This is a genomic window from Flavobacterium qiangtangense, assembly GCF_042658345.1.
Classification (GTDB): domain Bacteria; phylum Bacteroidota; class Bacteroidia; order Flavobacteriales; family Flavobacteriaceae; genus Flavobacterium; species Flavobacterium qiangtangense.
In genome coordinates, this window is sequence record NZ_JBHSQB010000003.1 from 44,797 (window position 1) to 69,792 (window position 24,996).

19 protein-coding genes are annotated in these 24,996 nt (G+C 34.3%); 6 read left to right on the forward strand and 13 right to left on the reverse strand.

The annotated features are described in order from the left end of the window. The first annotated feature begins 87 nt into the window (after nt 1-87). From ACFPVY_RS00245 to ACFPVY_RS00260, 4 genes are all read left to right on the forward strand, one after another. Nucleotides 88-1,863 (forward strand): discoidin domain-containing protein, encoded by a 1,776-nt coding sequence (locus ACFPVY_RS00245; RefSeq protein WP_379789665.1) that lies wholly within the window; start codon nt 88-90, stop codon nt 1,861-1,863. Between the two features lie 220 nt (nt 1,864-2,083). Further along, nucleotides 2,084-3,748: an MFS transporter gene (locus ACFPVY_RS00250; RefSeq protein ID WP_379789666.1), complete on the forward strand. Its 1,665-nt coding sequence runs from the start codon at nt 2,084-2,086 to the stop codon at nt 3,746-3,748. A gap of 78 nt (nt 3,749-3,826) precedes the next feature. Continuing rightward, the gene (locus ACFPVY_RS00255; RefSeq protein WP_379789668.1) at nt 3,827-4,732 is read left to right on the forward strand and encodes an EamA family transporter; all 906 of its coding nucleotides are present in this window, start codon (nt 3,827-3,829) and stop codon (nt 4,730-4,732) included. 36 nt (nt 4,733-4,768) lie between these two features. Beyond that, a complete protein-coding gene (locus ACFPVY_RS00260) occupies nt 4,769-5,893 on the forward strand; it encodes a cysteine desulfurase family protein (protein WP_379789669.1) in 1,125 nt (374 codons plus the stop codon). A 1,068-nt stretch (nt 5,894-6,961) separates the two neighbouring features. On the opposite strand, the gene lpdA is transcribed toward ACFPVY_RS00260, so the two are convergent. From lpdA to truA, 3 genes are all read right to left on the reverse strand, one after another. Beyond that, complete coding sequence (lpdA, locus tag ACFPVY_RS00265; RefSeq protein WP_379789670.1) at nt 6,962-8,350, reverse strand: dihydrolipoyl dehydrogenase; 1,389 nt, start codon at nt 8,348-8,350, stop codon at nt 6,962-6,964. Nucleotides 8,351-9,345: 995 nt separating this feature from the next. Next, nucleotides 9,346-11,058, reverse strand: a complete 1,713-nt coding sequence (locus ACFPVY_RS00270; RefSeq protein ID WP_379790251.1) for an ABC transporter ATP-binding protein — start codon at nt 11,056-11,058, stop codon at nt 9,346-9,348. A 55-nt stretch (nt 11,059-11,113) separates the two neighbouring features. After that, nucleotides 11,114-11,860, reverse strand: coding sequence for a tRNA pseudouridine(38-40) synthase TruA (truA, locus tag ACFPVY_RS00275; protein ID WP_379789671.1), 747 nt, complete (start codon nt 11,858-11,860; stop codon nt 11,114-11,116). 204 nt (nt 11,861-12,064) lie between these two features. Between truA and ACFPVY_RS00280 the strand changes: the two genes are divergently transcribed. Further along, nucleotides 12,065-12,562, forward strand: coding sequence for a metallophosphoesterase family protein (locus ACFPVY_RS00280; protein WP_379789672.1), 498 nt, complete (start codon nt 12,065-12,067; stop codon nt 12,560-12,562). A gap of 154 nt (nt 12,563-12,716) precedes the next feature. Here the strand turns inward: ACFPVY_RS00280 and ACFPVY_RS00285 are convergent, their stop codons facing one another. The 4 genes from ACFPVY_RS00285 to ACFPVY_RS00300 form a co-directional block, all read right to left on the reverse strand. After that, nucleotides 12,717-14,471 (reverse strand): tetratricopeptide repeat-containing sensor histidine kinase, encoded by a 1,755-nt coding sequence (locus ACFPVY_RS00285; protein WP_379789673.1) that lies wholly within the window; start codon nt 14,469-14,471, stop codon nt 12,717-12,719. Then, nucleotides 14,471-14,773, reverse strand: a complete 303-nt coding sequence (locus ACFPVY_RS00290; RefSeq protein WP_379789674.1) for a hypothetical protein — start codon at nt 14,771-14,773, stop codon at nt 14,471-14,473. The genes ACFPVY_RS00285 and ACFPVY_RS00290 overlap by 1 nt, the downstream gene beginning before the upstream one ends. Before the next feature lie 14 nt (nt 14,774-14,787). Next, nucleotides 14,788-15,447 (reverse strand): response regulator, encoded by a 660-nt coding sequence (locus tag ACFPVY_RS00295; RefSeq protein WP_379789675.1) that lies wholly within the window; start codon nt 15,445-15,447, stop codon nt 14,788-14,790. A 162-nt stretch (nt 15,448-15,609) separates the two neighbouring features. Further along, nucleotides 15,610-16,023 carry a DUF4293 domain-containing protein gene (locus ACFPVY_RS00300; protein WP_379789676.1) on the reverse strand — a complete coding sequence of 138 codons (414 nt, stop codon included), beginning with the start codon at nt 16,021-16,023 and terminating at the stop codon, nt 15,610-15,612. Between the two features lie 183 nt (nt 16,024-16,206). Here ACFPVY_RS00300 and rho point away from each other — a divergent pair, with 183 nt between their 5' ends. Further along, the gene (gene rho / locus ACFPVY_RS00305) at nt 16,207-18,045 is read left to right on the forward strand and encodes a transcription termination factor Rho (RefSeq protein ID WP_379789677.1); all 1,839 of its coding nucleotides are present in this window, start codon (nt 16,207-16,209) and stop codon (nt 18,043-18,045) included. Between the two features lie 92 nt (nt 18,046-18,137). On the opposite strand, the gene ACFPVY_RS00310 is transcribed toward rho, so the two are convergent. From ACFPVY_RS00310 to ACFPVY_RS00335, 6 genes are all read right to left on the reverse strand, one after another. Continuing rightward, a complete protein-coding gene (locus ACFPVY_RS00310; protein WP_379789678.1) occupies nt 18,138-18,935 on the reverse strand; it encodes a class I SAM-dependent methyltransferase in 798 nt (265 codons plus the stop codon). A 79-nt stretch (nt 18,936-19,014) separates the two neighbouring features. After that, nucleotides 19,015-20,181 carry an endonuclease gene (locus tag ACFPVY_RS00315; protein ID WP_379789679.1) on the reverse strand — a complete coding sequence of 389 codons (1,167 nt, stop codon included), beginning with the start codon at nt 20,179-20,181 and terminating at the stop codon, nt 19,015-19,017. Nucleotides 20,182-20,192: 11 nt separating this feature from the next. Then, nucleotides 20,193-21,407 carry an RsmB/NOP family class I SAM-dependent RNA methyltransferase gene (locus ACFPVY_RS00320; RefSeq protein ID WP_379789680.1) on the reverse strand — a complete coding sequence of 405 codons (1,215 nt, stop codon included), beginning with the start codon at nt 21,405-21,407 and terminating at the stop codon, nt 20,193-20,195. A 171-nt stretch (nt 21,408-21,578) separates the two neighbouring features. Further along, a complete protein-coding gene (locus tag ACFPVY_RS00325) occupies nt 21,579-22,766 on the reverse strand; it encodes a hypothetical protein (protein ID WP_379789681.1) in 1,188 nt (395 codons plus the stop codon). 86 nt (nt 22,767-22,852) lie between these two features. Continuing rightward, nucleotides 22,853-23,722 carry a helix-turn-helix domain-containing protein gene (locus ACFPVY_RS00330; RefSeq protein ID WP_379789682.1) on the reverse strand — a complete coding sequence of 290 codons (870 nt, stop codon included), beginning with the start codon at nt 23,720-23,722 and terminating at the stop codon, nt 22,853-22,855. A gap of 111 nt (nt 23,723-23,833) precedes the next feature. Next, on the reverse strand, nt 23,834-24,994 hold the full coding sequence (locus tag ACFPVY_RS00335; protein ID WP_379789683.1) for a PepSY-associated TM helix domain-containing protein: 1,161 nt from the start codon (nt 24,992-24,994) through the stop codon (nt 23,834-23,836). Between the last annotated feature and the right edge of the window lie 2 nt (nt 24,995-24,996).

Here is a 24,996-nt window from a genome sequence, read left to right on the forward strand (position 1 = left end):
TTTTTTTTTGTGCATTTGAAGAACCCTTTAGTTAATTCTAAAGGGTTTTTTTCAAAGCAATTAATCCAATTATTCTAAAATTAAAATATGACAGTTTCAAAGAAAATAAATAATTTTTTAGTTGCAATTACTTTGTTATCAGCAACTAAAGAAATTATCGCACAGCAAAAAACATATTGCAATCCGATCAATGTTGATTATGGATATTGCCCGATTCCAAATTTTGTCACACAAGGAAAACACCGCGCCACAGCCGATCCGGTAATTACCAATTTTAAAGGAGAATATTACCTGTTTTCCACAAATCAATGGGGATATTGGCACAGTGCAAATATGCTTGATTGGAAATTTATTCCAAGGAAATTCCTTCGTCCAGAACATAAAGTGTATGATGAACTTTGTGCGCCGTCGGTTTCATTTGTAAATGATACTTTGCTGGTAATCGGTTCGACACATACCAAAGATTTTCCGTTATGGATGAGTAAAAATCCAAAAACTGATAATTGGAAAGAGCTAGTTCACAAATCAGAAGCTGGTGCTTGGGATCCGCAAATTTTTTGGGACAAAGAAAAAGACGAAGTCTATATGTATTATGGTTCAAGTAATTTATATCCGTTATATGGAATGAAATTGAACCGAAAAACGTTTCAGCCAGAAGGCGAAAGAATTCCGGTTTTGGCTTTAAATGACGACGAACACGGTTGGGAAAGATTCGGTGAACACAACGATAATACTTTTTTGCAGCCGTTTACCGAAGGCGCTTTTATGACCAAACACAACAATAAATATTACCTTCAATATGGCGCGCCGGGAACTGAGTTCAGTGGTTATGCGGACGGAGTTTACGTAGGAAATAATCCGCTTGGACCTTTTGAATACCAATCTCACAATCCGTTTTCGTATAAACCAGGAGGTTTTGCCAGAGGCGCGGGCCATGGAGCGACGTATCAGGATAACAACAACGATTATTGGCACGTTTCCACAATTGTGCTTTCGACAAAAAATAATTTTGAGAGAAGAATCGGGATTTGGCCAGCTGGTTTTGATGCTGATGGCGTGATGTATTCCAACACGGCTTATGGCGATTACCCGACTTTTTTACCTTCGGAAAAGAAAAATCATTTAAATGAAAATTTCTCGGGTTGGATGCTTTTGAATTATAATAAGCCAGTTCAAGTTTCTTCAACTTTAGGTGGTTTTCAACCAAATTTTTCTACGGATGAAGACATAAAAACTTATTGGTCTGCAAAAACATCCAACAAAGGAGAATATCTGATTTCTGATTTAGGAGAAAAATCTACAATTAATGCGATCCAAATAAATTATGCCGACCAAGATGTGGAATTGATGGGAAAACCAGAAACTACAACCGGACATAAATACATTATCTATTCTTCGAATGACAATAAAAATTGGAAGGTTTTGGTTGATAAAAGCAAGAATGCGAAAGACGTGCCACACGATTACATTGAATTAGATAAACCAGCTTCAGCACTTTATTTAAAATTAGAAAATATCCAAATGCCAACCGGAAAATTTGCGATCAGCGGTTTCAGAGTTTTCGGAAAAGGTTCAGGACAGAAGCCAAATGCGGTTCAAAATTTTGTTCCGTTAAGAGCGGAAGCCAAGAAAAAAGGTGAACGTAGAAGTGTTTGGTTTAAATGGCAACAAGAAGAAAATGCCGATGGTTATGTGATTTATTTCGGAAAATCAGCAGATAAACTTTATGGTTCAATAATGGTTTATGGCAAAAACGAATATTATTTCAACGGATTAGATCGTTCAGATGCGTATTATTTCCAAATTGAAGCTTTCAATAACAACGGAATCGGGCCAAAATCGGATATTAAAAAGTCAGAATAATAGAAATTAGCCAAAAACGGCATCGCAAACGTTGTAACATTGACGAATTTGAGTTTAAGAAATCGTTTTCGTTAATAACTAAATTGGATTCTCTTGTTTCGTAATTTCTTATAAATGTATATTTAACCAATATTTTTTTAAGTTATCATAATTTTCTAAATGGAAATTTGAAATATTCTTAATTAGATAGCAAAACAAATAATAATTAACCCTCAACTTTATGAATTCAGAACAAACAAAATCTAATAATTCGGCGCTTTACACGCTGATTACAGTTTTTTTCTTTTGGGGATTTATTGGAGCATCAAATGGTGTTTTCATTCCCTTTTGCAAAATTAAATTTGGTCTTGACCAATTTCAAAGTCAGCTGATCGACTTCGCATTTTATGGTGCTTATTATTTGGGCGCTTTATTGCTCTTCATTTTTAGCGGTTTTGCAAAAAAAGATATTTTGAATTCTTGGGGATTTAAAAAAGGTATTATTAACGGTTTGATAGTAAGTGCTGTGGGTGCCGCGTTTATGATTTATGCGGTGACGCAAGGAAGTTATGCCTTGATTTTGGCAGCTCTGTTTGTCGTTGCGTTAGGTTTTTCATTACAACAAACTTCGGCTCAGCCTTTTGCAGCATCTTTGGGTTCGCCACAAACTGCTTCTAACAGATTGAATTTAGCCGGAGGAGTTAATTCCTTTGGAACGACAATCGGGCCAATTGTAGTTTCTATAGCACTTTTCGGAGTTATCGCTGGAGTAAATTTGGAAGAATTTGCTAAAAAAGCAGATTCTCTTGACAAAATGGAGATCCTTTATATGGCTGTTGGAGCGTTATTTTTAATTGCAGCGGCTTTATTTTTCTTCTCTAAAAAATTGCCAGCAGGAAAAAGCGAATCTGTTTTTGAACCTGCGAACAAGGCGAGAAACATCTTGGTTACAATCACTTTAGCGTTGATTGTGATTTTTGCTTACATCTTTTCTCGTTATGAAGATCCTGAATTTATCACACGATTCCTTGAAAATAAAGAGAAAGATTATTTAGGTCTTTCCTTGACAATTGGCACTTTACTTGTCATTGTTATCGGATTACTTTACGCTAATACCGCAGCTCAAAAATCTCCGGAAGGTTGGGGTGCAATGCGTTACCCGCAATTAGTTTTGGGAATGTTGGCGCTTTTTACATATGTTGGAGTTGAAGTTACAATCCAAAGTAATTTGGCGGAATTATTAGGGACTTCTGCTTTCGGCGAAATTACTGGTGCTGCAATCGCTCCTTATATTTCGATGTATTGGGGAAGCATGATGATTGGTCGTTGGGCAGGAGCGATTTCTGTTTTCAATCCGTCAAATAGCTTGAGAAAGATTTTATTAATTATTGTTCCTTATATTGCTTTTGGAGTTGTTCTTGCTGTCAATTATGTGTCTGGTCAAGATATCAAGCCATTATATGCTTACGGAGTTGTCGTGGCAATTCAAATTGCAGGATTCTTTTTAGGCCAAGATAAACCTGCAAAAACTTTGATGATTTTTGGTCTTTTCGGAATGGTTGCGATGATTATCGGGCTGTTTTCTACAGGAACTATCGCAATTTACGCCTTCATGAGTGGTGGATTATTCTGTAGTATTATGTGGCCGGCGATTTTTGCTTTGGGAATTACAGGTTTAGGAAAATATACTTCTCAAGGTTCAGCTTTCTTAGTAATGATGATTTTGGGTGGTGGAATTATCCCGCCATTGCAAGGAAAAATTTCTGATATTATCGGAATCCACGAATCGTATTTTATTCCAGTTTTATGTTTTGCATACATTGCTTTTTATGGTTTTGCTGTAAAAGGAATTTTGAAAAAACAGAACATCGACGTGGATGCGATCGAAGCAGAAGGCGGCCATTAATTTCTCTTAATTAATTCATAATAAAAAATCCGGAGCAGAATGTAATAGTTACATTTGCTTCGGATTTTTTACATTAAAATGAGGACTTCAAAACACTATTTCGCGGCAGTTACTGCCTTTATTATCTGGGGATTTTTTAGCTTGGTTTTGAAGCCTTTGCACGAATATCCATCTTTAGATATTTTATTTTATAGGGTTTTTCTGTGTGTCATTTTGATGCTCGGAATCAATCTGCTTTTTAGAAAAAATATCTTGAAAGAAACCAAGCAAAATTTTTTGGCAATGCCTAAAAAAGAAAAGCGAAACGCAATCCTTTTAACTTTAGGCGGCGCGATTTTATTGACGGCGAATTGGTTCTTTTTTATTTATGTGATGAATCACGTTAGCGTGAAGTCGGCGGCATTTGCGTATTTAGTTTGTCCGATTCTGACAACGGTTTTTGCCTTTTTTATATTGGAAGAAAAACTAAATAATTGGCAATGGACAGCTGTTGCTTTAAGCGTTTTTAGTTGTATTTTGCTCGGATTCAATCATATAATGGATGTTTTTTATAGCGTAATTATTGCGGCAACTTATGCGTTGTATTTGGTCAGTCAAAGAAGAAATAAAGCGATTGACAAGTTTTTATTGTTGACCTTACAATTGACAACTTCTGCGATTATCTTGCTTCCGTTTTATCCTTTTTACCGAGGTGAAGTTCCAACGGAGATTTCGTTTTATGTTTACATTGCAATTATCTCGGTGTTTTTTACCATAATTCCGCTGTTTCTGAATCTTTTTGCTTTAAAGGAAATGAGTTCGGCCAGCGTAGGAATTTTGCTTTATATCAATCCGTTGATAAACTTTTTTCTGGCGATTTTTTATTATCACGAAGAAATTACGGCGCTGCAAATTGTAGCTTATTCTATAATATTTCTGTCGATTTTGGTTTTTAATGTCAAGACGATTTTTAAGACAAAAGCACAAACGCTTCCGCAGAATTAGATTTTTTAAGTCACTAAAATTCCCGACTTTTGCACTATGAAAAAAGTATATCTTGATAATGCTTCCACAACCGCATTTCGTCCCGAAGTAATTCAGGAAATGACTAGCGTGATGCAGGAAGATTATGGAAATCCATCTTCAACGCACAGTTTTGGTAGAACTTCTAAAAATATTTTGGAGACTTCTCGAAAATCTATTGCCAAGCAAATCAACGCAACCGCACAAGAAATCATTTTTACTTCTGGAGGAACCGAAGCCAATAATTGGATTTTGCGTTCAGCAGTGGAAGATTTGAAAATCAAAAGAATTATCACAAGTAAGATTGAACATCACGCAGTTTTGCATACGGTTTTGGCGTTGGAGTCTGATTATCAAATTCAAGTTGATTATGTGAAATTGAAACAGAATGGGGAAGTGGATATCAATCATTTGGTTGAATTGCTTTCAGAAGATATTCCGACTTTGGTTTCTTTAATGCACGTTAATAACGAAATCGGAACTGTTTTAGATTTGGAAAAAGTCGGAAGATTGTGCAAGCAATACAAAGCGCTTTTTCATTCGGACACAGTTCAATCGATTGGAAAAACAGAAATTGATTTGCAGAAAACGGATGTAGATTTTATCGTTGCCAGCGCTCACAAATTCCACGGACCAAAAGGAATTGGCTTTGCTTTTATCATAAGAAATTCAGGATTGCAACCATTACTTTTTGGCGGAGAACAAGAAAAAGGACTTCGCGCGGGAACAGAATCAATTCACAATATTGCCGGAATGGCAAAGGCTTTAGAGCTTTCGTATGAAAATTTGGAAGATGAAAGAAAGCATATTTTAGATTTGAAAAATTACTTCGTAAATCAGTTAAAATCAAACTTTCCAGAATTTAAAATTAATGGACGTTCAGATGGTTTTTATAATATAATTAATGTTTTATTGCCTTTTTCGGAAGACAAGACTTCGATGATTCTTTTCAATTTAGACATGAAAGGAATTGCGGTTTCGAGAGGAAGCGCCTGCCAATCGGGAAGTATCAAACCGTCGCACGTTTTATTGGAAATTTTATCGGATGATGAAATTAGAAAACCTTCTTTACGAATTTCGTTTAGTCATTTTAATAGTGAAGAAGATATTGATATTTTGGTTGAAGCGTTGAAGGGAATTTAGTTGTCATTGCCAGACGGCCGCCATACAATAATCTGAATTGACAATCTTGATATGATGGCGCGTGTCCTCGCAATAAATTTTGGATGTATAATTTTTATGTAGCGATTCTGCGCGTAAAATGGAACTGGTTTCTGAAAAAGGAATTATTACTTCATTGATAAAGAATGCTATTTTTAAAACGGGTCAAATCGGTAGTAAATTCATTAGGTGGTAGTTGCTGCACTTTAAATATAATTGGACTTTCTAATATTTCTAAAGTTTAGCACTTAACAGTAACAGCAATTATGATGAAATAATCAAACTTAATATGAACTTATATTATAAGATAATGGTCAGCTCAATTTATACAGCCAGAAATAACGGCGATATGAGTGACATATGGAAATTTGCTTCGACTATATATTTTGCATTTGCAAGTTCGATTTATGGGGCTTTTTTATTTTTATTTTTTAATAAAAAGATTATACCACATAGACTAGATTTTCTATATCTGAATATCATTGAAATAGCTAAATATAATTTTATTTTGAATATGATATTATATTTTATTTTTCCAATTATGGTGTCTAATTACTGTTTTATATTTTATAAAAGGCGATATGTCGAATTGATTAAAAGTAATAAAAAAGCATACTCCAAAAGACTTTTTGCGTATTATTTCATGTTTTCGATAGTTCTTATGTTTGTTATTTTATTTCTTTTCTCAAAAGAGTGACACTTAAATCTAATTACTACAATTGTATAACTCCGTTTAAATTTATCTGCGAAACATATAGAAAAAAATTTTAGGTTCAACCGTCGGGAAGGTCGTACTAAGTTTACGCAAAAGTAATGGCGGGTCAGCAGGAATTTCATTTAAAAAAGCCTTTTGTTTGGTTCAAAAATGAGATTGAAAGATGTTTTGAAACCATAGTTGTCATTGCGGGGGAAGGGCGCCATCGCACCAGGATTGTCGACTTAGATTATGAGATTGCTTCGTTCCTCGCAATGACAGAACAAAAAAAAATCCGTTTTGAATGAACAAAACGGATTTTCTATTTATAAAGAATTTTTAAATCTTTTAATCAATTATAGGTGAATCACTTCATCATAAGCGGCTGCTGCAGCTTCCATAATTGCCTCACTCATTGTTGGGTGTGGGTGAATTGATTTGATGATTTCGTGGCCTGTAGTTTCTAGTTTTCTAGCTACAACTGCTTCTGCAATCATGTCTGTAACACCGGCTCCGATCATGTGGCAACCTAACCATTCGCCATATTTTGCATCGAAAATTACTTTTACGAAACCGTCTGGAGCTCCAGAAGCTTGTGCTTTTCCAGAAGCTGAGAACGGGAATTTTCCGATTTTCAGTTCGTAACCTTTTTCTTTAGCTTGTTTTTCAGTCAAACCAACAGAAGCGATTTCTGGAGTCGCGTAAGTACAACCCGGAACGTTACCATAATCAAGCGGTTCAACGTGAAGACCGGCTAATTTTTCAACACAAAGAATTCCTTCAGCAGAAGCAACGTGCGCCAAAGCTTGACCAGGAACGATGTCGCCAATTGCGAAATAGCCTGGAATGTTTGTTTCGTAATATTTGTTTACCAAAACTTTATCTCTGTCAGTTGCGATTCCAACTTCTTCAAGACCGATATTTTCGATATTAGATTTGATTCCAACAGCAGAAAGAACGATGTCAGCTTCAAGGATTTCTTCTCCTTTTGCAGTTTTAACCGTAGCTTTTACGCCGTTTCCAGAAGTGTCCACTTTTTCAACAGAAGCGTTTGTCATAATTGTGATTCCCGCTTTTTTCATTGAACGCTCCATTTGTTTTGAGATATCTTCATCTTCTACTGGAACGATATTTGGCATAAACTCAACGATAGTTACTTGCGTTCCCATTGAATTGTAAAAGTGTGCAAATTCAACACCAATTGCTCCAGAACCTACAACGATTATCGATTTTGGCTGTTCAGGAAGTGTCATTGCTTGACGGTAACCAATTACTTTTTTACCATCTTGAGGCAAGTTTGGCAATTCGCGAGAACGTGCGCCTGTTGCGATGATGATATTGTCTGCGGTATATTCAATTACTTTTCCGTCTTTATCTGTAACGTCGACTTTTTTTCCTGGTTTTACTTTTCCAAAACCATTGATAACGTCAATTTTATTTTTTTTCATCAAGAATTGGACACCTTTGCTCATTCCGTCAGCAACGCCACGAGAACGAGAAACGACAGCGTTGAAATCTTTGTCAAATTTTTCGATGGTCAAGCCATAGTCAGAAGCGTGCTTTAAATAGTCAAAAACTTGAGCCGATTTTAAAAGCGCTTTTGTTGGGATACAACCCCAGTTTAAGCAGATTCCGCCAAGGTTTTCTTTTTCGATTACAGCTACTTTAAAGCCTAATTGTGAAGCTCTAATTGCAGTAACATAACCTCCAGGACCGCTTCCTAAAACAATAATATCGTATTTCATTTGATTGTATTTTTCTAGTTTATTTTTGAAGGTACGAATTTAGGGATTTATTTAGGAGTTGCAAAGTTTCAAAGTCCCAAAGTTTTGAACCGTTATTGTTCATTTGTTCATGTTTCTATAATAATTACTAATTCATCAATTTTGGTTGGATACCCAAAAACGACGTTGCTACTCACTGTCTTAATCGATATTATTCTATTTGATGGTTCATTTAACAACAAAGTGACTAAGTTTCTGTTTGAAATTCTTTTGTTAATTATATAAACTTCATTGATCTTGTATTCACCATTATTCTCTGAAATAAAATAATCTTCGAGATCTTCGATGGTTTTAAACTGTTTAATTTTGTCAATTGGTAGATCACACATTTGTGTTTTATTACCAGTTTTACATGAAAATAATAATGATAAAATTGCAAATAGTAAAAAACATTTCATAATTGCTACGTACCTGTTGTTTATTATAAGAGCAATTAATTTGGGATAAGGTTGGGATCGGAAAAAAAATATTTTTTAGCGCTTAAAATTATAATTCGATTTTTCGATCTCTTCGCCAATTGAAAATCCCGATCATCAAGTTGATAACATAAATGGGTTGTGCGATAAAGAGGATACAAATTGCGCTTACGGAAAAAATGAAATTTAATGATTCGGAGTTTAATAGCGCGAAAAATCCATAAATAATAAGGCTTCCAAACATAATTAAAGCGTGTGCAAAAGACAAAATTGGTTTCAATCTGCCTTTTACTTTTTTGACAAGCCAATATCCAAAGCCTAGTAAAAAATAAAATAAAGCAAGAAATAGCAAGAATTGAAATTTTTGCAAGACAACGAACGTATCGTAGATATTTATGAAAAAAGTATTTTCTGATTCTGGAATGTTGTAAAATTTAAAACTTATTGCCAATAAAATGATGCTCGTTATCCAAAATAATGCGGGTAAATATTTTTGAAGATTTGCTGACATAATTGGCTAATTTAATTCTAATTTGAGGTTTAATTTGCAATCGCAAATTGGGAATAATATAAATTTTTGTAAAAACCTTCGTCTTTATTAATCAATTCATAGTGCGTTCCTTGTTCCACGACGTGGCCTTTTTCCATCACAATTATTTTGTCTGCGTTTATGATTGTGGCCAGTCTGTGCGCAATTACGATTGAAGTTCTTCCTTTTGTGATTGTTTCTGTCGCTCTTTGAATCAAATCTTCAGAATATGAATCGATCGAAGAAGTGGCTTCGTCTAAAATTAAAATACTTGGATTACTGACAAATGCTCTCAAGAAAGCAATCAATTGGCGTTGGCCAGAAGAAAGCATCACGCCACGCTCTTTCACGTTGTAATCATAACCGTTTGGCAACGTCATAATGAAATCGTGAACACCAATTTCTTTTGCTGCTTTAATGACTTGTTCGCGAGAAATATTAGGGTTTTCAAGCGTAATATTATTGTGAATTGTATCTGCAAAAAGGAAAACGTCTTGCAAAACAACGGCAATTTGGTTTCTCAAACTATCTAAAGTAAAATCTTTAATATTGACTTTATCGATCAAAATTTCACCACTGTTTATTTCATAAAAACGATTTAAAAGATTAATAATCGTGGATTTTCCGGCGCCTGTTGCTCCAACAATGGCAATGGTTTCGCCTTGTTTTACATCTAAATTGATTCCTTTTAAAACTTCTTCTTTATCAGTATAACTGAAGTGAACGTTGTTAAATTCAATGTTTCCGTGGAAGGTGTGCGCCACTTCTTTTCCTTTGTCTTGAATGTGTTCTTCGATGTCAAGTACTTCAAAAACACGATTTGCAGCAATCATTCCCATTTGCATTTCATTGAATTTATCAGCGATTTGACGCAAAGGATTGTACAACATTCCGATGAACATGGTGTATGAAAACAAATCTCCAAACGAAGTCGAGCCGTTTCCTGCAACAATATTCATACCGCCATACCAAACGACCAAACCAAGTGAAATCGAAGAAATAATATCGGCAATTGGAAAGAAAATCGAGTTGTACCAAACATTTTTGATCCACGCTTTTTTGTGTTTGTCGTTGATAACTTTGAATTTTTCATATTCAATATCTTCCCTCGAAAAAAGCTGTACGATTTTCATTCCTGTAACTCTTTCTTGAACAAAAGTATTTAAGTTTGAAATTTGAGTTCTAACTTCTTCAAAAGCAACTTTCATTTTCTTCTGGAAAACTCTTGTCGCAATTACCAAAATTGGCATCGCGCACATTACGATGACCGTCAATTTCCAGTTCATGTAAAACATAAAAAGAAGTACCACAACCATTTTCAGCAAGTCACTGATGATCATGAAAAGTCCTTGGCTAAAAATTTTGGAAATGGATTCAATATCAAAAACCGAACGTGTAACTAATTTTCCAACTGGTTCATTATCAAAATATTTCATCTTGAAACTCATCAAATGGTTGAACAATTTCACACGAATATCACGGATAATATCTTGTCCGAGCCAGTTAGCCAAATACACAAAATAGAACTGAGAAATAACCTCAAAAATTAACGCGCCTCCCATTAAAAGGATGTAATAAAGCAATCCCACAGAATCTTCTGGAGAAATATATTCGTCAACCGTTTGTTTCAATAAAAACGGACGAAGTGCTGCGAAAATCGATAACGTAACCGCAAAAAAGATAACCCAGTAATATCTGGATTTGTATGGTTTTGTATATTCCATTATCCTTTTGAAAACGCTTACGTCATTTGTTTTCTTAGTATTATTTTTTTGGCTATTATTCATTTTTGATGATATATGGATATTCCACTTTAGTTAAAAAAAGCCCGTGGGCTGGGGCAGAAGCTCCTGCTTGATTTCGATCTTTGCTTTCGATAATTTTTTTTAAATCATCGAGATTTCTTTTTCCAGAACCAATTTCTGTCAAAGTTCCCACAATGGCGCGAACCATATTTCGTAGAAAACGATCGGCAGAAATAGTGAAAACAATTCGGTTTTTGTCTTGTTTCCAATTGGCTTCAAAAATACTACAATTAAATGTTGTTACATCAGTATGAACCTTTGAAAAACACTGAAAATCTTGATATTCAAAAAGCATTTTTGATGCTTGATTCATTTTTTCAAGATCTAATTTTTGATGCAAATACCAACTTTGTTCATTTTCAAACGCATCTTTAAAACTATGAATGTGATATTCATACGTTCTTTTTTTGGCGTCAAAACGCGCGTGCGCTTCGTCAGAAACTTGGTGAATATCAAAAACAACAATGTCTTTTGGCAAATAAGAATTCAACTTTGGGATTAATTTCTCGGCTTTAAAATTTACGTCAGAATCAAAGTGGGCGAACATTTGTTTGGCGTGAACACCGCTGTCTGTTCGTCCGGCTCCCATCAATTCAGTTTCATTTCTAAGCAAAACAGAAACGGCGTTGCCCAAAGTTTCTTGAACAGACGAAGCATTTGGCTGGTATTGCCAACCGTGATAATTTTTTCCGTTGTAAGCGAATTCGATGAAATATCTCAAGGTAGATTTTGTAAAGATGCAAAGTTACAAAGTTTCATAGATAGAATGTAGCAAAGTTTTCTTAAGTTTTTTGGAAGATTCAAAGTTTTAGAGTTTTATAATTTCTAAATTTTAGCGAACGTTGGAAAAAAAATCTCTAGTAGCTAAACTTTGCGACTTTACAACTTTAAAGGTAACTTTGCTGCTTTGTAACTCTCTCTTAAAATGAAAAAAATCCTTTTGCTTTCTGATACGCACAGCCACATCGACGATACTATTTTAAAATATGTTGATCAAGCCGATGAAGTTTGGCACGCTGGCGATATTGGCGACTTAATTGTGAGCGACACCATTAAAAAAAGGAAGCCGTTAAAAGCGGTTTTTGGAAATATTGACAGCAATGAAGCTCGAATGGAATTTCCGTTGCATAATCGTTTTATGTGCGAGGGTGTGGATGTCTGGATTACGCATATTGGCGGTTATCCGGGGAAATATAATTCTAATATTATGAAAGATATTGCTTCAAATCCCCCGAAATTATTTATCACGGGACATTCTCATATCTTAAAAGTGATGATGGATAAAAAGTATGATTTTTTACACATGAATCCGGGTGCTTGCGGGATTTCTGGCTTTCACCAGGTGAGAACGATGCTTCGTTTTGTGATTGATGGTGATAAAATTAAAGATTTGGAAGTTATTGAAATCGGGAAGAAGGCATAGTTTGGGAAAGTTTACAAATATGTAATTTGTTTCTCTCTAACCCCGATGCAAGAGGAAATCCTTTTATTTTTTTCTTTTGAAAAATAAAAGATTGGAACGGCAGCGGGAAATGCGATTGCTGAAAATGCCTAGACTTTCGTTCAAAAAAGAAAAACTATTTTGGGATTTGAAGTTTTATATAAATTAAAGTTCCGGCGTTTATTTTTGAATTTATAGTGATGTTTCCGCCTAAATGTTTTATTCTGGATTTTATTTGGGTCAAGCCAAAACCGTCGCTCGAAAGTTCTTTTGTGGTGTCAAAACCTTTTCCGTCGTCTTCGACTGTAATCAATAATTGGTTGTTTGTTTCCTCGATTGTGGTGTATGCTTTTGAGGCTTTGCTGTGCTTCATTATGTTGTTAAATAGCTCTGTTATAATGAAGTATACGCGCATTTCAAATTCTTCGGGATAACGTTTTCCGTCTTTTAAGTAGCTCATGTATTCGAATTGAAGGACGGAATTTGAATTTTTTTCGCTTAAATCTTGAAGTGCGTGAAGGAGTCCGAACTTTGCTAAAAGCGGTGGCAATAAATCATGTGAAAGATCGCGAACATTGTCATGAGCTTCTTTTAAAATATCTTTTGCTTTTTTAATTTCTGCAGAATCTTCGTTAGAATTATTAGCCATATAAGCAGCGAGGTGCAGGCCGGCCGACGATAAGAGTGCGCTGATACTGTCGTGAAGGATGTTCGCAATGTTTTTGCGCTCAATTTCTTGGCCGTCTATTGAGGCATTGATTATGTTTTGCTTTACTTGACGGTCAAGTTCAATGAATTTATTTTTTTGCTTTAAGCGTAAATTTTGATAAAAGAAATAGAAAAGGATCGTGCTGAAGGCAAAAAGTGCGACAAAAATCAAAATAATTTTATGGTTATTTTTTTGTTTTTCATCAAAAACACGCTCTTTTTCACGATTTTCGCTTTCCATTTTTTCGATGCGATATTTGGTTTCCACATCGTTAATGGCTTGTTTTAAATTTCCTTGGTAGATATTTTCATTTAAGGTTGACCATTTATTCAAATAATCATGGGCATTTTTGTAATCACCAACCATTTCATATCCATAAGATAAGTTTAAATAGATGTCTGCGATTTGCGACGAAAGTGTATCTGTTGAATTTAATTTTATGACTTTTTCAAATTCATTGATTGCTTTTCGGTAGTCTTTTTCGACAATCATATAATGGCATCCCAAGTTGTTTAATGCTGTGGAAATGATATAGTTGTTTTTACTTCTTTTGGCAAAAATAAGCGATGAGTCTAAATATTTTTTTGCCAGATCATATTGTTGTCGAGAGTTATAGTATGAAAAATAATTATTATAACTGTCAGCAAATTTTTTATCGCTTCCAGATTTTCTGGTATCTTTCATTACTTTTTCAAGATAATAAAAAGCGCTGTCAGAATTACTTTCAAAATAAACCGCATAGATTCTTTGGTAAACAAAAGAATTTTGGTCGGTTATTTTATTTTTTTTGGCAAGAGCAATCGATTTGTGGTAGTAATCAATTGCTTTTTTATAGTCTAAAATTGTTGCATATCGGTGACCGATATCTTCTAAAGTTTGAATTTTAATCTTTAAAAGATTTTGTTCGTCGGTTATTTTTAAAACCTGAAATAAATTTTGAAAAGACTTCTCTTTCTCGTTTAAGAGAAAATAAATGGTTGATTTTTTTAAAATAATTAAGCAATATTTTTCATAATCTTTTTGGCTCAGGTATTCTTTTGATCTTTTTTCGGATAAATCTAAACCTTTGATAAAATTTTTAGTGTTTATGTAAAAATCAATGGAATCAATGCTTTTTTCAAAAGATTGAGAAAAGCATTGAAAACTAAGTGATAAAAAAAATATTATCAGTATTTTTTGCATTATCCTAATAAGGCATTTACCAAGATTTTTGGTTTTTTAGCAAGTCCAAGTCCGCCTTCTGCTGGAAGTAAAAAACCTACTTCCAAATTGTTATCTTGATCACAAGCAATGGCAACAGTTTCGGTAACAAATATATTTGACGGATCTTTTTCTGATGGATTAAGGAATACAGAAATTGTATAAACTCCCGGTGAGTCTTCATCTGCTTTATAATTACAATTATCAGGAATTTGAAATACAATTGAAAAAAGGTCGTCTTCATTTAAAAAGCTGTAATTGCCTAAGTAAGGTGATTTTGCCATAGTTTTTAATTTAGTTATATAATTATGTTATGTTTTAGAGCGTATTTGACAAGCCCAATTGTTGATTTTACATTTAATTTTTTAATCAAATTTTTTCGGTGGGTTTCAACAGTATTTGAACTGATATTGAGCTCATCACCAATTTGTGTACCGCTGTACTCTAAAGTAATTAATCGTAAGATTTCAAGTTCTCGATCAGTTATTGTGGAAAGTGGCATTGCTTCATTTATGTAGCTCTGCTGCGGAATTTTTGAAAAAGATTGAAAAATTCTATCTTTAATTGACTGTGAAAAATATTCTTCTCCAGAAGCCACTACAGTTATTGCTTCGATAATATTTTCTCCAGCGCTTTGTTTGCTTAAATAACCGCTGGCGCCAAGTTTTAAAACCTCCTTAATTATTTTTACGTCATCATAGCTTGAAAGCACGATTACTTTGCAACAAAAACCCTTAACTGAAAATTCACGAAGTACGTCAATTCCATCTTTAACTGGCATGTTTATGTCCATAACCAAAATTTCTGCTTGATTATTTTTAATTTCGTCAAAGAGTTTTTCGCCATTTAAGGAGTATCCCACAACTTCAAACTTGTTATTGGTCTTAAGCATCGATAACATTCCGTCTATCAATACTTTGTGGTCGTCGGCGAGGTGAATTTTAATTTTTCTGTCCATATCGGGGGAAATTGACTGATCCAAATTTAACTTTTTTTTTGAAGTATTACCACTACTAAAGTGCTTTCGGGCATGAAATACTTAAAAAGTCGATGAAATACAAAAAAAGCCCGAACAATGACGTTCGGGCTTTTTAGCACTAAATAAACTAAGTTTATAGGTTTATCTCAATCGATCCACAGATTTTACGAGATCTTCGTCCTTTTTTATGGCTTTATTAGCAAGCACAAGAAAAACGATAGAAAAAATAGGTAGAAACATCCCAATACCCTTCTCAGGAAGCGCCCTTCCTCCGGATACAGTTAGCGAATGATATACAAATAATCCTAATAAAATTAAATTTAATATGATATTCAATCTGCCAAGAACAAATTGAAGTTGTCTGTTTTTAAATAAGAAAATTGAAATAATTGAAAGTAAAGCACTTCCAAGAAATAGAACCAAATCAATCGTGTGATCCATTGCAAAGATTTGCTTATTTCCAGAAGGATCTGTCTCCAACGGAAAAACAAATGGCAAAGCTCCCATAATTATAAAAGCGATCAGCAGATAAATAGTTTGTATTCTTTGGATCATTATTGTTTGTTTTCTGTCACAAAAATATATTTTCTTTTTTATAAATACTATTGCTTGATAAAAAAATATTCGTATTATTGCATTAGAAATCCGTAAACACTTCATTTGTCGGATTTTCCATTTCAAAAAAAATTCACACACTACACTTCACACAAGTTCCCACAATTTATTCAAATAACATTTATGTTTGATATTGATGTATTAAAAGAAATGAAGCTTTCTGAGCTTCAAGACATTGCGAAAGCTACAAAAAAAATAAAATTTAATGGCGTAAAAAAGGAAGCTTTAATCTATCAAATTTTAGATTACCAAGCAGCCAATCCAGAAGTTATTGCTCCGGTAGCACCACAAACTTCACCCGAAGCGGCAGATTCTAAATCAAAAAGAGCTAGAATTGTTCCAGAAAAAAAGCCAAAAATAATAAAGGCAACGAATACAAATCCTTTTTCTGAATCTGATGCAAAAGCAAAAGAAGCTCTAGAAAAAGCACAGGTTGAAGAAGTAGCACCTCAAGTTCAAGCTACTGAAAAACCAGTAAATGAAGCTCCAGCTCCAGAACAAAAGGAAAGAAAATTGATTAAATTCAAGAAAAATAATCTTGATAAAGCTCCCGTTCAGAAAGAAACTGCAGAAAACGTTGCAGAAAAAACTACTGAACCTGCAATTGTAAAAGAGCAAAATAATTCTGAGAAAATAGTTGCAAAACCGCAACACCAAAATCCGAATCAGAATCCAAATCAAAAACAAAATCCGAATCAGAGAAATCAAAACGGAAACCAAAATAATCCAAATCAAAATCCGAATCAGAACCAAAATCCGAATCAAAATAGGAATGAGGCTAATGGAAATGTGAATCCAAATTTCAAGGGAAACAAAAAACCAAACTTCAGAGATGCAGATTTTGAATTCGACGGAATCATTGAAAGTGAAGGTGTTCTTGAAATGATGCCTGACGGTTATGGATTTTTAAGATCTTCAGATTATAATTATTTGGCTTCGCCGGATGATATTTATCTTTCAACTTCACAAATCAGATTATTTGGTTTAAAAACCGGAGATACTGTAAAAGGTGTGGTTCGTCCGCCAAAAGAAGGCGAAAAATATTTTCCATTGGTAAGAGTTTTAAAAATCAACGGACACGATCCGCAAGTGGTTCGCGATAGAGTTTCTTTTGAACATTTAACGCCACTTTTTCCTGATGAGAAATTTGATTTGGCCGGAAAACAAAGTTCTATTTCCACAAGAATTATCGACTTGTTTTCACCAATCGGAAAAGGTCAACGTGGAATGATCGTGGCACAGCCAAAAACGGGTAAAACAGTACTTTTAAAAGATATTGCAAACACAATTGCAGCGAATCATCCAGAGGTTTATTTGATCGTTTTATTGATTGACGAACGTCCGGAAGAGGTGACTGATATGCAAAGAAGCGTTAGGGGAGAAGTTATTGCTTCAACTTTTGACGAGCCTGCAGAAAGACACGTGAAAGTGGCAAATATTGTTCTTGAAAAAGCGAAAAGATTGGTAGAATGTGGTCACGATGTTGTGATTTTATTAGATTCAATTACACGTTTGGCAAGAGCTTACAACACAGTTCAGCCAGCTTCTGGTAAAGTATTGAGTGGTGGTGTGGATGCAAACGCATTGCAAAAACCAAAACGTTTCTTTGGAGCGGCAAGAAATATCGAAAACGGTGGATCTTTAAGTATCATCGCAACAGCTTTGACAGAAACAGGTTCAAAAATGGACGAAGTTATCTTCGAAGAATTTAAAGGAACTGGTAACATGGAATTGCAATTGGACAGAAAAATTGCCAACAGACGTATTTTCCCTGCAATCGATTTGACATCTTCAAGTACAAGACGCGACGATCTTCTTTTAGACGAAGCAACTATTCAAAGAATGTGGATTATGCGTAAATATTTGGCAGACATGAATCCAGTAGAAGCAATGGATTTTATTAATGACAGATTTAAGAAAACTAGAAATAACGAAGAGTTTTTGATTTCTATGAATGACTAATTTATAGTAATTTCAAAATTCAACTTCAAAGTTTAAATAAAAAAACTCCAATCAGGAAATTCTTGATTGGAGTTTTTAATTTAAAAACGGTCTTATTTTTTTGTGGCAACAATAGAATAAACCATCGGAATTTTGTTTTCTAAGTGTTTTATCCTAAATTTTTTTGGTTCAAATTCTTCCATTTCCTTGAAACAATCGTAGGGAGAATAATCATATTCGTTAAAAGCATTTAATTCGAGATCATTCTTCAAAAGACTGTTTAAAAGTTCGCTTGTGCTATGATTCCAACTTATTGTTTTAGAAACAATTTTTGATTCTTTGTTTGCATAAGTACCTTCAATTGTTTCTATTATCGGTTTGTCTTTAAAATAATTGTATCCAATTTTTTCAAAATTATCATCAAACATCCATACAACGGGATGAAAATCGGCCATGATAAATTTGCCTTTTGGTTTTAAAAACGATGAAATTACAGACGCCCATTTTTCTAAATCTGGAAGCCAGCCGATTGTTCCATAACTTGTGAAAACAATATCAAATTTCTCTTTTAAATTATTAGGCAATTCATAAATATCAGAACAGAAAAATTGAGTGTCTGTGCCTAATTGTGTTGCAATGACATTCGCCTTTTTTATAGCATTATCTGACAAATCTACTCCAGTTGCAACGGCTCCCATGCGAGACAAAGAAATGGTATCTTGGCCAAAATGACATTGCAAATGAAGGATGCTTTTGTTTTTTACATCGCCCAATAAATCTAATTCGATGGAATTTAGAGAGTTTGTTCCGCTTAAAAAAGCGTCCTGATTATAAAATTCTGACTTAATATGAACATCTGTTTTTTCGTTCCAAGCAGCTTTATTTATTTCTAAATAATCTTCTTCCATCATTATTGTTATTTTGCATAAATATATAAAAAAAGCCCTTCTAAATTTTAGAAAGGCTTTTCAAATATAAATTTTATCGAAATTAGTTAATAATAACTTTTCTCGTTGTCGATTGATTGTCAGAAGTCAATTTCAAGAAATAAAATCCGGATGGTAAATTTTCTAAGCTATAAGTATTTCCAGTTGAACTTGGATTCTTAATTTGTTGCATTAATTGACCGTTGATATTTATTAATTCAATTTCATCCAAGACAACTTCTGTGTCGATATTAATTCTGTGATTGTTCGATGGATTTGGGTAAACCGCAACCGACGCAAAATCAAATGATGGAGTCGAAAGCAATGAATCGACAGTTGCACATTGTGCTGACCAAATTTGGCAAACATATCCTGGATTATCGATAAATGGATTTCTGTTTCCTTGGTAAGTGTAAATCGCATCATTTTGTGCAATTTCTTTTGCCGAAACAGGATCTTGTTTGTGCCATTTTATCATAAGTAAGATGAAACCATCCGAAAAAACTTTGTCAGCACTTCCGTCAAACATTGCTTTAACTTGTGTTGAAGCTACGTTTGAAGCAGTATAAAACCCAGCCATTTTATCTTGATAACAAGTTGCGAAATAGAAAAATGTTCTGGCAACATCTCCTTTAAACTCGTCGATTGGTTCAAATACTGTTCCTGAGAAATTTGAAAAAGAGTTTACCAAATTAGAGCCTCTTTTCGAGCCATTTGATGATGTGTAATTTGCTGTCCCAACTACTCCAAAAGGAAAATTTCCTCTTGCTCCATTTACAGATCCATCTGTCGCAACAACGTGAAATGGATCATTTTTCATTGGACTTGCCTCGTTAAAATAAGATTGAGCAATCAAATGTTCTCTATTGTAGCATTGTCCTTCACCGGAATAATTTCCGCATTGTTGAGAAGTCGATGTGTATTGGTAGTTATCTGGTCCTGAAGGCTTTTCAGAATAAATATCTAATAATGATCCATCGTTTTCATAGTAATTATCTCTAAATGCAGTTTGCGTGTAAATTCCCCACAAACCGCCGTAACCGTTGTCTGTGTGATTTTTGATAATATTATGCAACTGCGTTTTCAAAGCATAACCAGTTCCTGTTGCAGCATTGTAATATCCGGCAGGAATTGCCTGAATTTCTTGCGTACTTTCTGTACTATTTGCAACGTTTTGGGAAAATCCAATTGTTGCAGTAAATAAAATAGCAAGCGTGTAAAGTTTTTTCATTTTCTAAATTTTTATTCTTTTCTTTCTAATAAAGCCATGTAAAATCCGTCGAATCCTGATTCAGATGCTAAGATTTTCGTTTCTTTGACAAAGGTAAAACTTTTACCAATATCGGTAGATAGGAATTTTTTTACTTGTTCCTGATTTTCAGAAGGTAAGATAGAGCAAGTTGCATAAACCATTTTTCCGCCTGGCTTTACAATTTTAGAATAATTTTCTAAAACTTCAGCCTGTACTTTTCTGATATTATCGATAAATTCTGGTTGCAATTTCCACTTGGCATCTGGGTTTCGTTTTAAAACTCCCAAACCGCTACAAGGCGCGTCAATCAATACTCTGTCTGCTTTTTCGTGTAGTTTCTTGATCACTTTTGTAGTGTCAATAATTCTATATTCTATATTAAAAGCTCCATTTCTTTTGGCTCTTAATTTTAATTGCTTCAATTTACTTTCGTATAAATCCATTGCAATCAATTGTCCTTTGTTTTCCATCAAAGAAGCCATGTGTAATGTTTTTCCGCCCGCGCCAGCGCAAGTGTCAACGACTCTCATTCCTGGTTTTACGTCTAAGAAAGCGGCAACTAATTGTGAACTTGCATCTTGAACTTCAAAAAAACCTTCTTTAAATGCGTCTGTCAAGAAAACATTGGCTCTTTCTTTTAAAACCAAAGCATCGGGCTGATCTTTCAAGAAATCAGTTTCAATATTCAAATCCATTAAAATGGCACGTAGTTTTTCCTTAGTAGTTTTTAAGGTATTGACTCTCAAAATAACTTTTGCAGGTTGGTTTTGCGCTGCAATTTCTTTTGACCAAAGTTCTTCTCCAAGTTCTTGAATTCCCACTTCATCCATCCAATCTGGAATAGATTCTCTGTATTTTCTGATTTTTGAAAGTTCATCAAAACGACCTTTAATTTTGCGTTCCGGAGTTCCTTCTAATTGTCTCCAATCCGGAATTGGGTAACCTCTTAAAACGGCCCAAACCGCAAAAACTCTCCAGATATTATCTCTGGTTAACGGTTCTTTAACTTCGGCAATTTCCATATATAATCGCTTCCAACGAACGATATCATAAATTGTTTCGGCCACAAACTTTCTGTCTGCGCTTCCCCAACGTTTGTCTTTTTTCAAAGCTCTTGCCACAACCTTATCTGCATATTCCTTATCATTGAAAATCGCATTCAATGAATCAATGGTTGTGTAAACTAAATTTCTGTGTAATCTCATTTTTTGTAATTGAGGTGCAAAGGTATTACATTTTTCGCAGTTCTCTAAAATACTTTGGCATAGCTTAAAGAAAAGAAAATGTAGAATTTTTTTTACTCAAGCTTTTGACTGATAAATGCTTACAAAAAAAGGACGCCGATTGAGCGTCCTTTTAAGTATTTAATTTTGAAATTATCTTCTTCCTCCAGAATTTCCTCTAGTTTCTCCACCGCCTGATCTTTGAGACTGTTGTGGAGCAGATTGCGTTCTTGCTGGCGCTTGCGGAGCTTGAGCTCTTGGCTGTGATTGCGCCGGAGCTTGCGTTCTTGTTGGCGCACTTTGCGTTCTCGTCTGTGTTTGAACTGGCGCTTGTCTTCTCACAGGAGCACTTTCTGTTCTGGTTTGCGTATCTCTTGTTGGCGTTGCAGTTTGTGTTCTGTTAGAAGAATTTGTGGTTGATCTTACAGAACCGTTATTTGTTCTACTTGGCGCTTGACTTCTTGTTGAAGTTGTATTTCTAGTTTCCGTCGCTCTTGTATTTGACGTACTTCTCGTTGGAGTTACACCTGTATTTCTTGTGCTAGAATTTGCTCTCGTAGAGTTTGCTTTAGTTGTTGCTCTTGTTCCAGCATTTTGATTTCTAGTTTCAACCAATTCGTGTCTGTTTGTAACATTATTATTTCTTTGTGCAAAAGAACGATTTGGGTTTTGTCTTGCATAACCGTCAGCACGATTTGATCTGTACATTGATTCTGCGCGAGAACTTCTTCTGGTATTTACGTAGTTATAATGGTTGTTTACATTAATATGTACGTGAACATTTCTTCTGTATCTGTAAATTGGGTATGGATTCCACGGAGAATAATAACTTGGATAATAGCTATAATAATAAGGAGAATAATAAGGTCTGTAAGAATTCATCCAAAAAACATTATAAATCACCGGCGTGTGAACATAAACCGGCTCATAAATATAATTTGAACCATACATATAAACGTCTCCAACCACTTGAACCTGAACGTTATTGTTTGAATCTCTCTCGACTTCCACAGTCGCAACATCTTGGTAAACATCTTTTTCAAGAACAGATTGAATGATGATTAAGTGGGTATTATTTTCCACAGTTTCAATAACTCTCAAATAATCGACTTGGTTGTCGCCATTTAAGTCAAGATTTGAAATCTGAATTTTTGGATCGTTCAAACGTCTTTCAAAGTCAGCCAAATCTTCTGATTCACCAAAGATGGAAGCCACCGCTTTTAAGTCTAAATTGTCACTAATATCGCTATTGTTTGCGCGAACAGTGGTCATATCTTGTGCTTGTATTTGAGTTGCAAACAGCGTTGCAAAGAGAGCAAATATTGTAAATTTCGTTTTCATGATTTCTATGAGATAATTGGTTTTGTATTTATTTGATTGACGTCTTTGGTTGTGATTAACCAATATCTGTGCCAAAGTTTTTAAAGTTATTTGTAATTCTTTAGAAAGTCAGTAGGAGTAAGGGCTGACGCTTTTTTAAATAATTTAGAGAAATAAGCGTAATCATCATAACCTAAGGAAAAAGCTACTTCAGAGAAATTATTTTTAGTATGCAAAACGCGTCTTTTTGCTTCCAAGATAATTCGATCCGTAATTACTTCGGAAGCAGTTTTGCCAATCACACTTTTTGTAATTCTATTCAAATGTTTCGGACTAATATTCATCCATTCAGCATATTGCGACGGAGATTTTTCTTTTATGTAATTTTTCTCCAAAAGCGACTCAAATTGCTGAAACTTCTCTGAATAAGAATTGGCTTTGATTATTTTTTGCGAATTATCTTCTAAATACAATCGGGAAGATTCTATATAAATCACATCAATGTAACTCAAAATCAATTGATGCTGAAATGCTTTTTTGTTTAAATATTCATCAAATAATCTGGCAAATAAATTTTCAATAATTACTTTTTGATTTCCATCCAAAGTAAGAAGTGGCGTATTTTGAATCGAGTAAAAAAACGGAAACTGATGAATTCGATTGTGTGAATAATGCAAGTCATAGAAATCAGCAGTATGCGAAAAAATATAACCGTCAATATCTTCTGAAAGTTCCCAATGATGTGTTTGTCCTGGAGCTAAAAAGAAAAGGCTTCCGGGTTTTATGACATACGAATTAAAATCAATCTCGTGTCGCCCAGAACCTTTTGTGAATAAAATCGCCAGATAAGAATTGTGTTTGTGCGGTTTTGTGATCTTGCTTTGGTTTTCAAAAATATGTGCAGGAAGCTGATTTACAAAAAAGTCTTTTTGGCTTTTGTCTAATTCAAATTGGGTAATATCTAAAATACTAATCATTTCCATTTGATAAAATTACAAATAAAATGTCCGTTTTGTACAAATTATAAAATTAAAAAAAGCCCGCTTATAAAAAATAAACGGGCTTGTAAAATAGATTAAAAAAATCTATTATTTTTTTGCTTTTGACTTTTTAAAAGTTCTACCATACCAAATTAAAAATCCGGTAACAGGAAGCATTCCGCAGATGAAACTTGCTATAAAGGCGATGATTTTTCCGGGAATTCCAAGAATCGCGCCTACGTGAATGTCATAATTTGCCGTAATCAATTTTTCTCCAAAGTTTTTTTCAGAGTGACTTCTGTTCAACAAAATTTCTCCCGATTGCGCAAAACGCATTTCGTGTGAAACATAATACGTGTTTTGGTTTTGTTGCACATAAATATTTACATTCGCCAACGAATCGGCAGGTTTTGCAAGACTGAAAGCATCTGCATCAGGATATTCAATTTTTGTTTTTTCTAAAGCAGTTTCCATCGCATTTAAAAGTTTTGGAAGATTTTTGTCTGCTTTTTTCTCAACAATTTCTGGCGGAGTCATTGTTCCAGAACCTACAACATAAACCAATCCTTGAAACCAAGTAAATGCCCAAACCATTCCGGTAAAGGCAATTATGATTGCAATTGTTGCAATATAAAATCCGAAAATATTATGAATATCATAGTTTTTTCGTTTCCATTGCGTGGTTTTTTTCCATTGAAATTTGAATCGCTGTTTTCTGGCGGCTTTATTTTTTGGCCACCAAAGAATGATTCCGGTAATCAGCATTATTACGAAAATAAATGTTGACCAACCCACAATCTGCTGGCCAATATCTCCAGAAATTAGTAAGCTCCAGTGGATGAATTTTACGATGTTGAAAAAATCCATTTCTTCATCATAAATCTTCAAAATCTCTCCAGAATAAGGATTTACATAGATTGATTTATAATAATCAATGCTTCCGAAATAAGTGATTCCGTCTTCATTTCCTTTGTAACAACCAAAAATATAAGTCTTTTGTGGATCTTTTGAAACCTTTACACTAGAGATTTTAAATTGATCGCCGATTTTTTTCTGCGTGTCATCCCAAAGTTTCGAAACAGCAATTGGTTCTGTTTTTACTTCAGAAACATACATGACATCGTCACGAAGTGCTTCAGTAATTTCGACACTGAAAACATAAATACATCCGGTCACAGAAAGGATCAAAACAATTAAACCTGAAGCCATTCCGAGCCACAGGTGTAATTTTCCTATCCAATGTTTGAAACCTTTTTTCTTTTTACTCATAG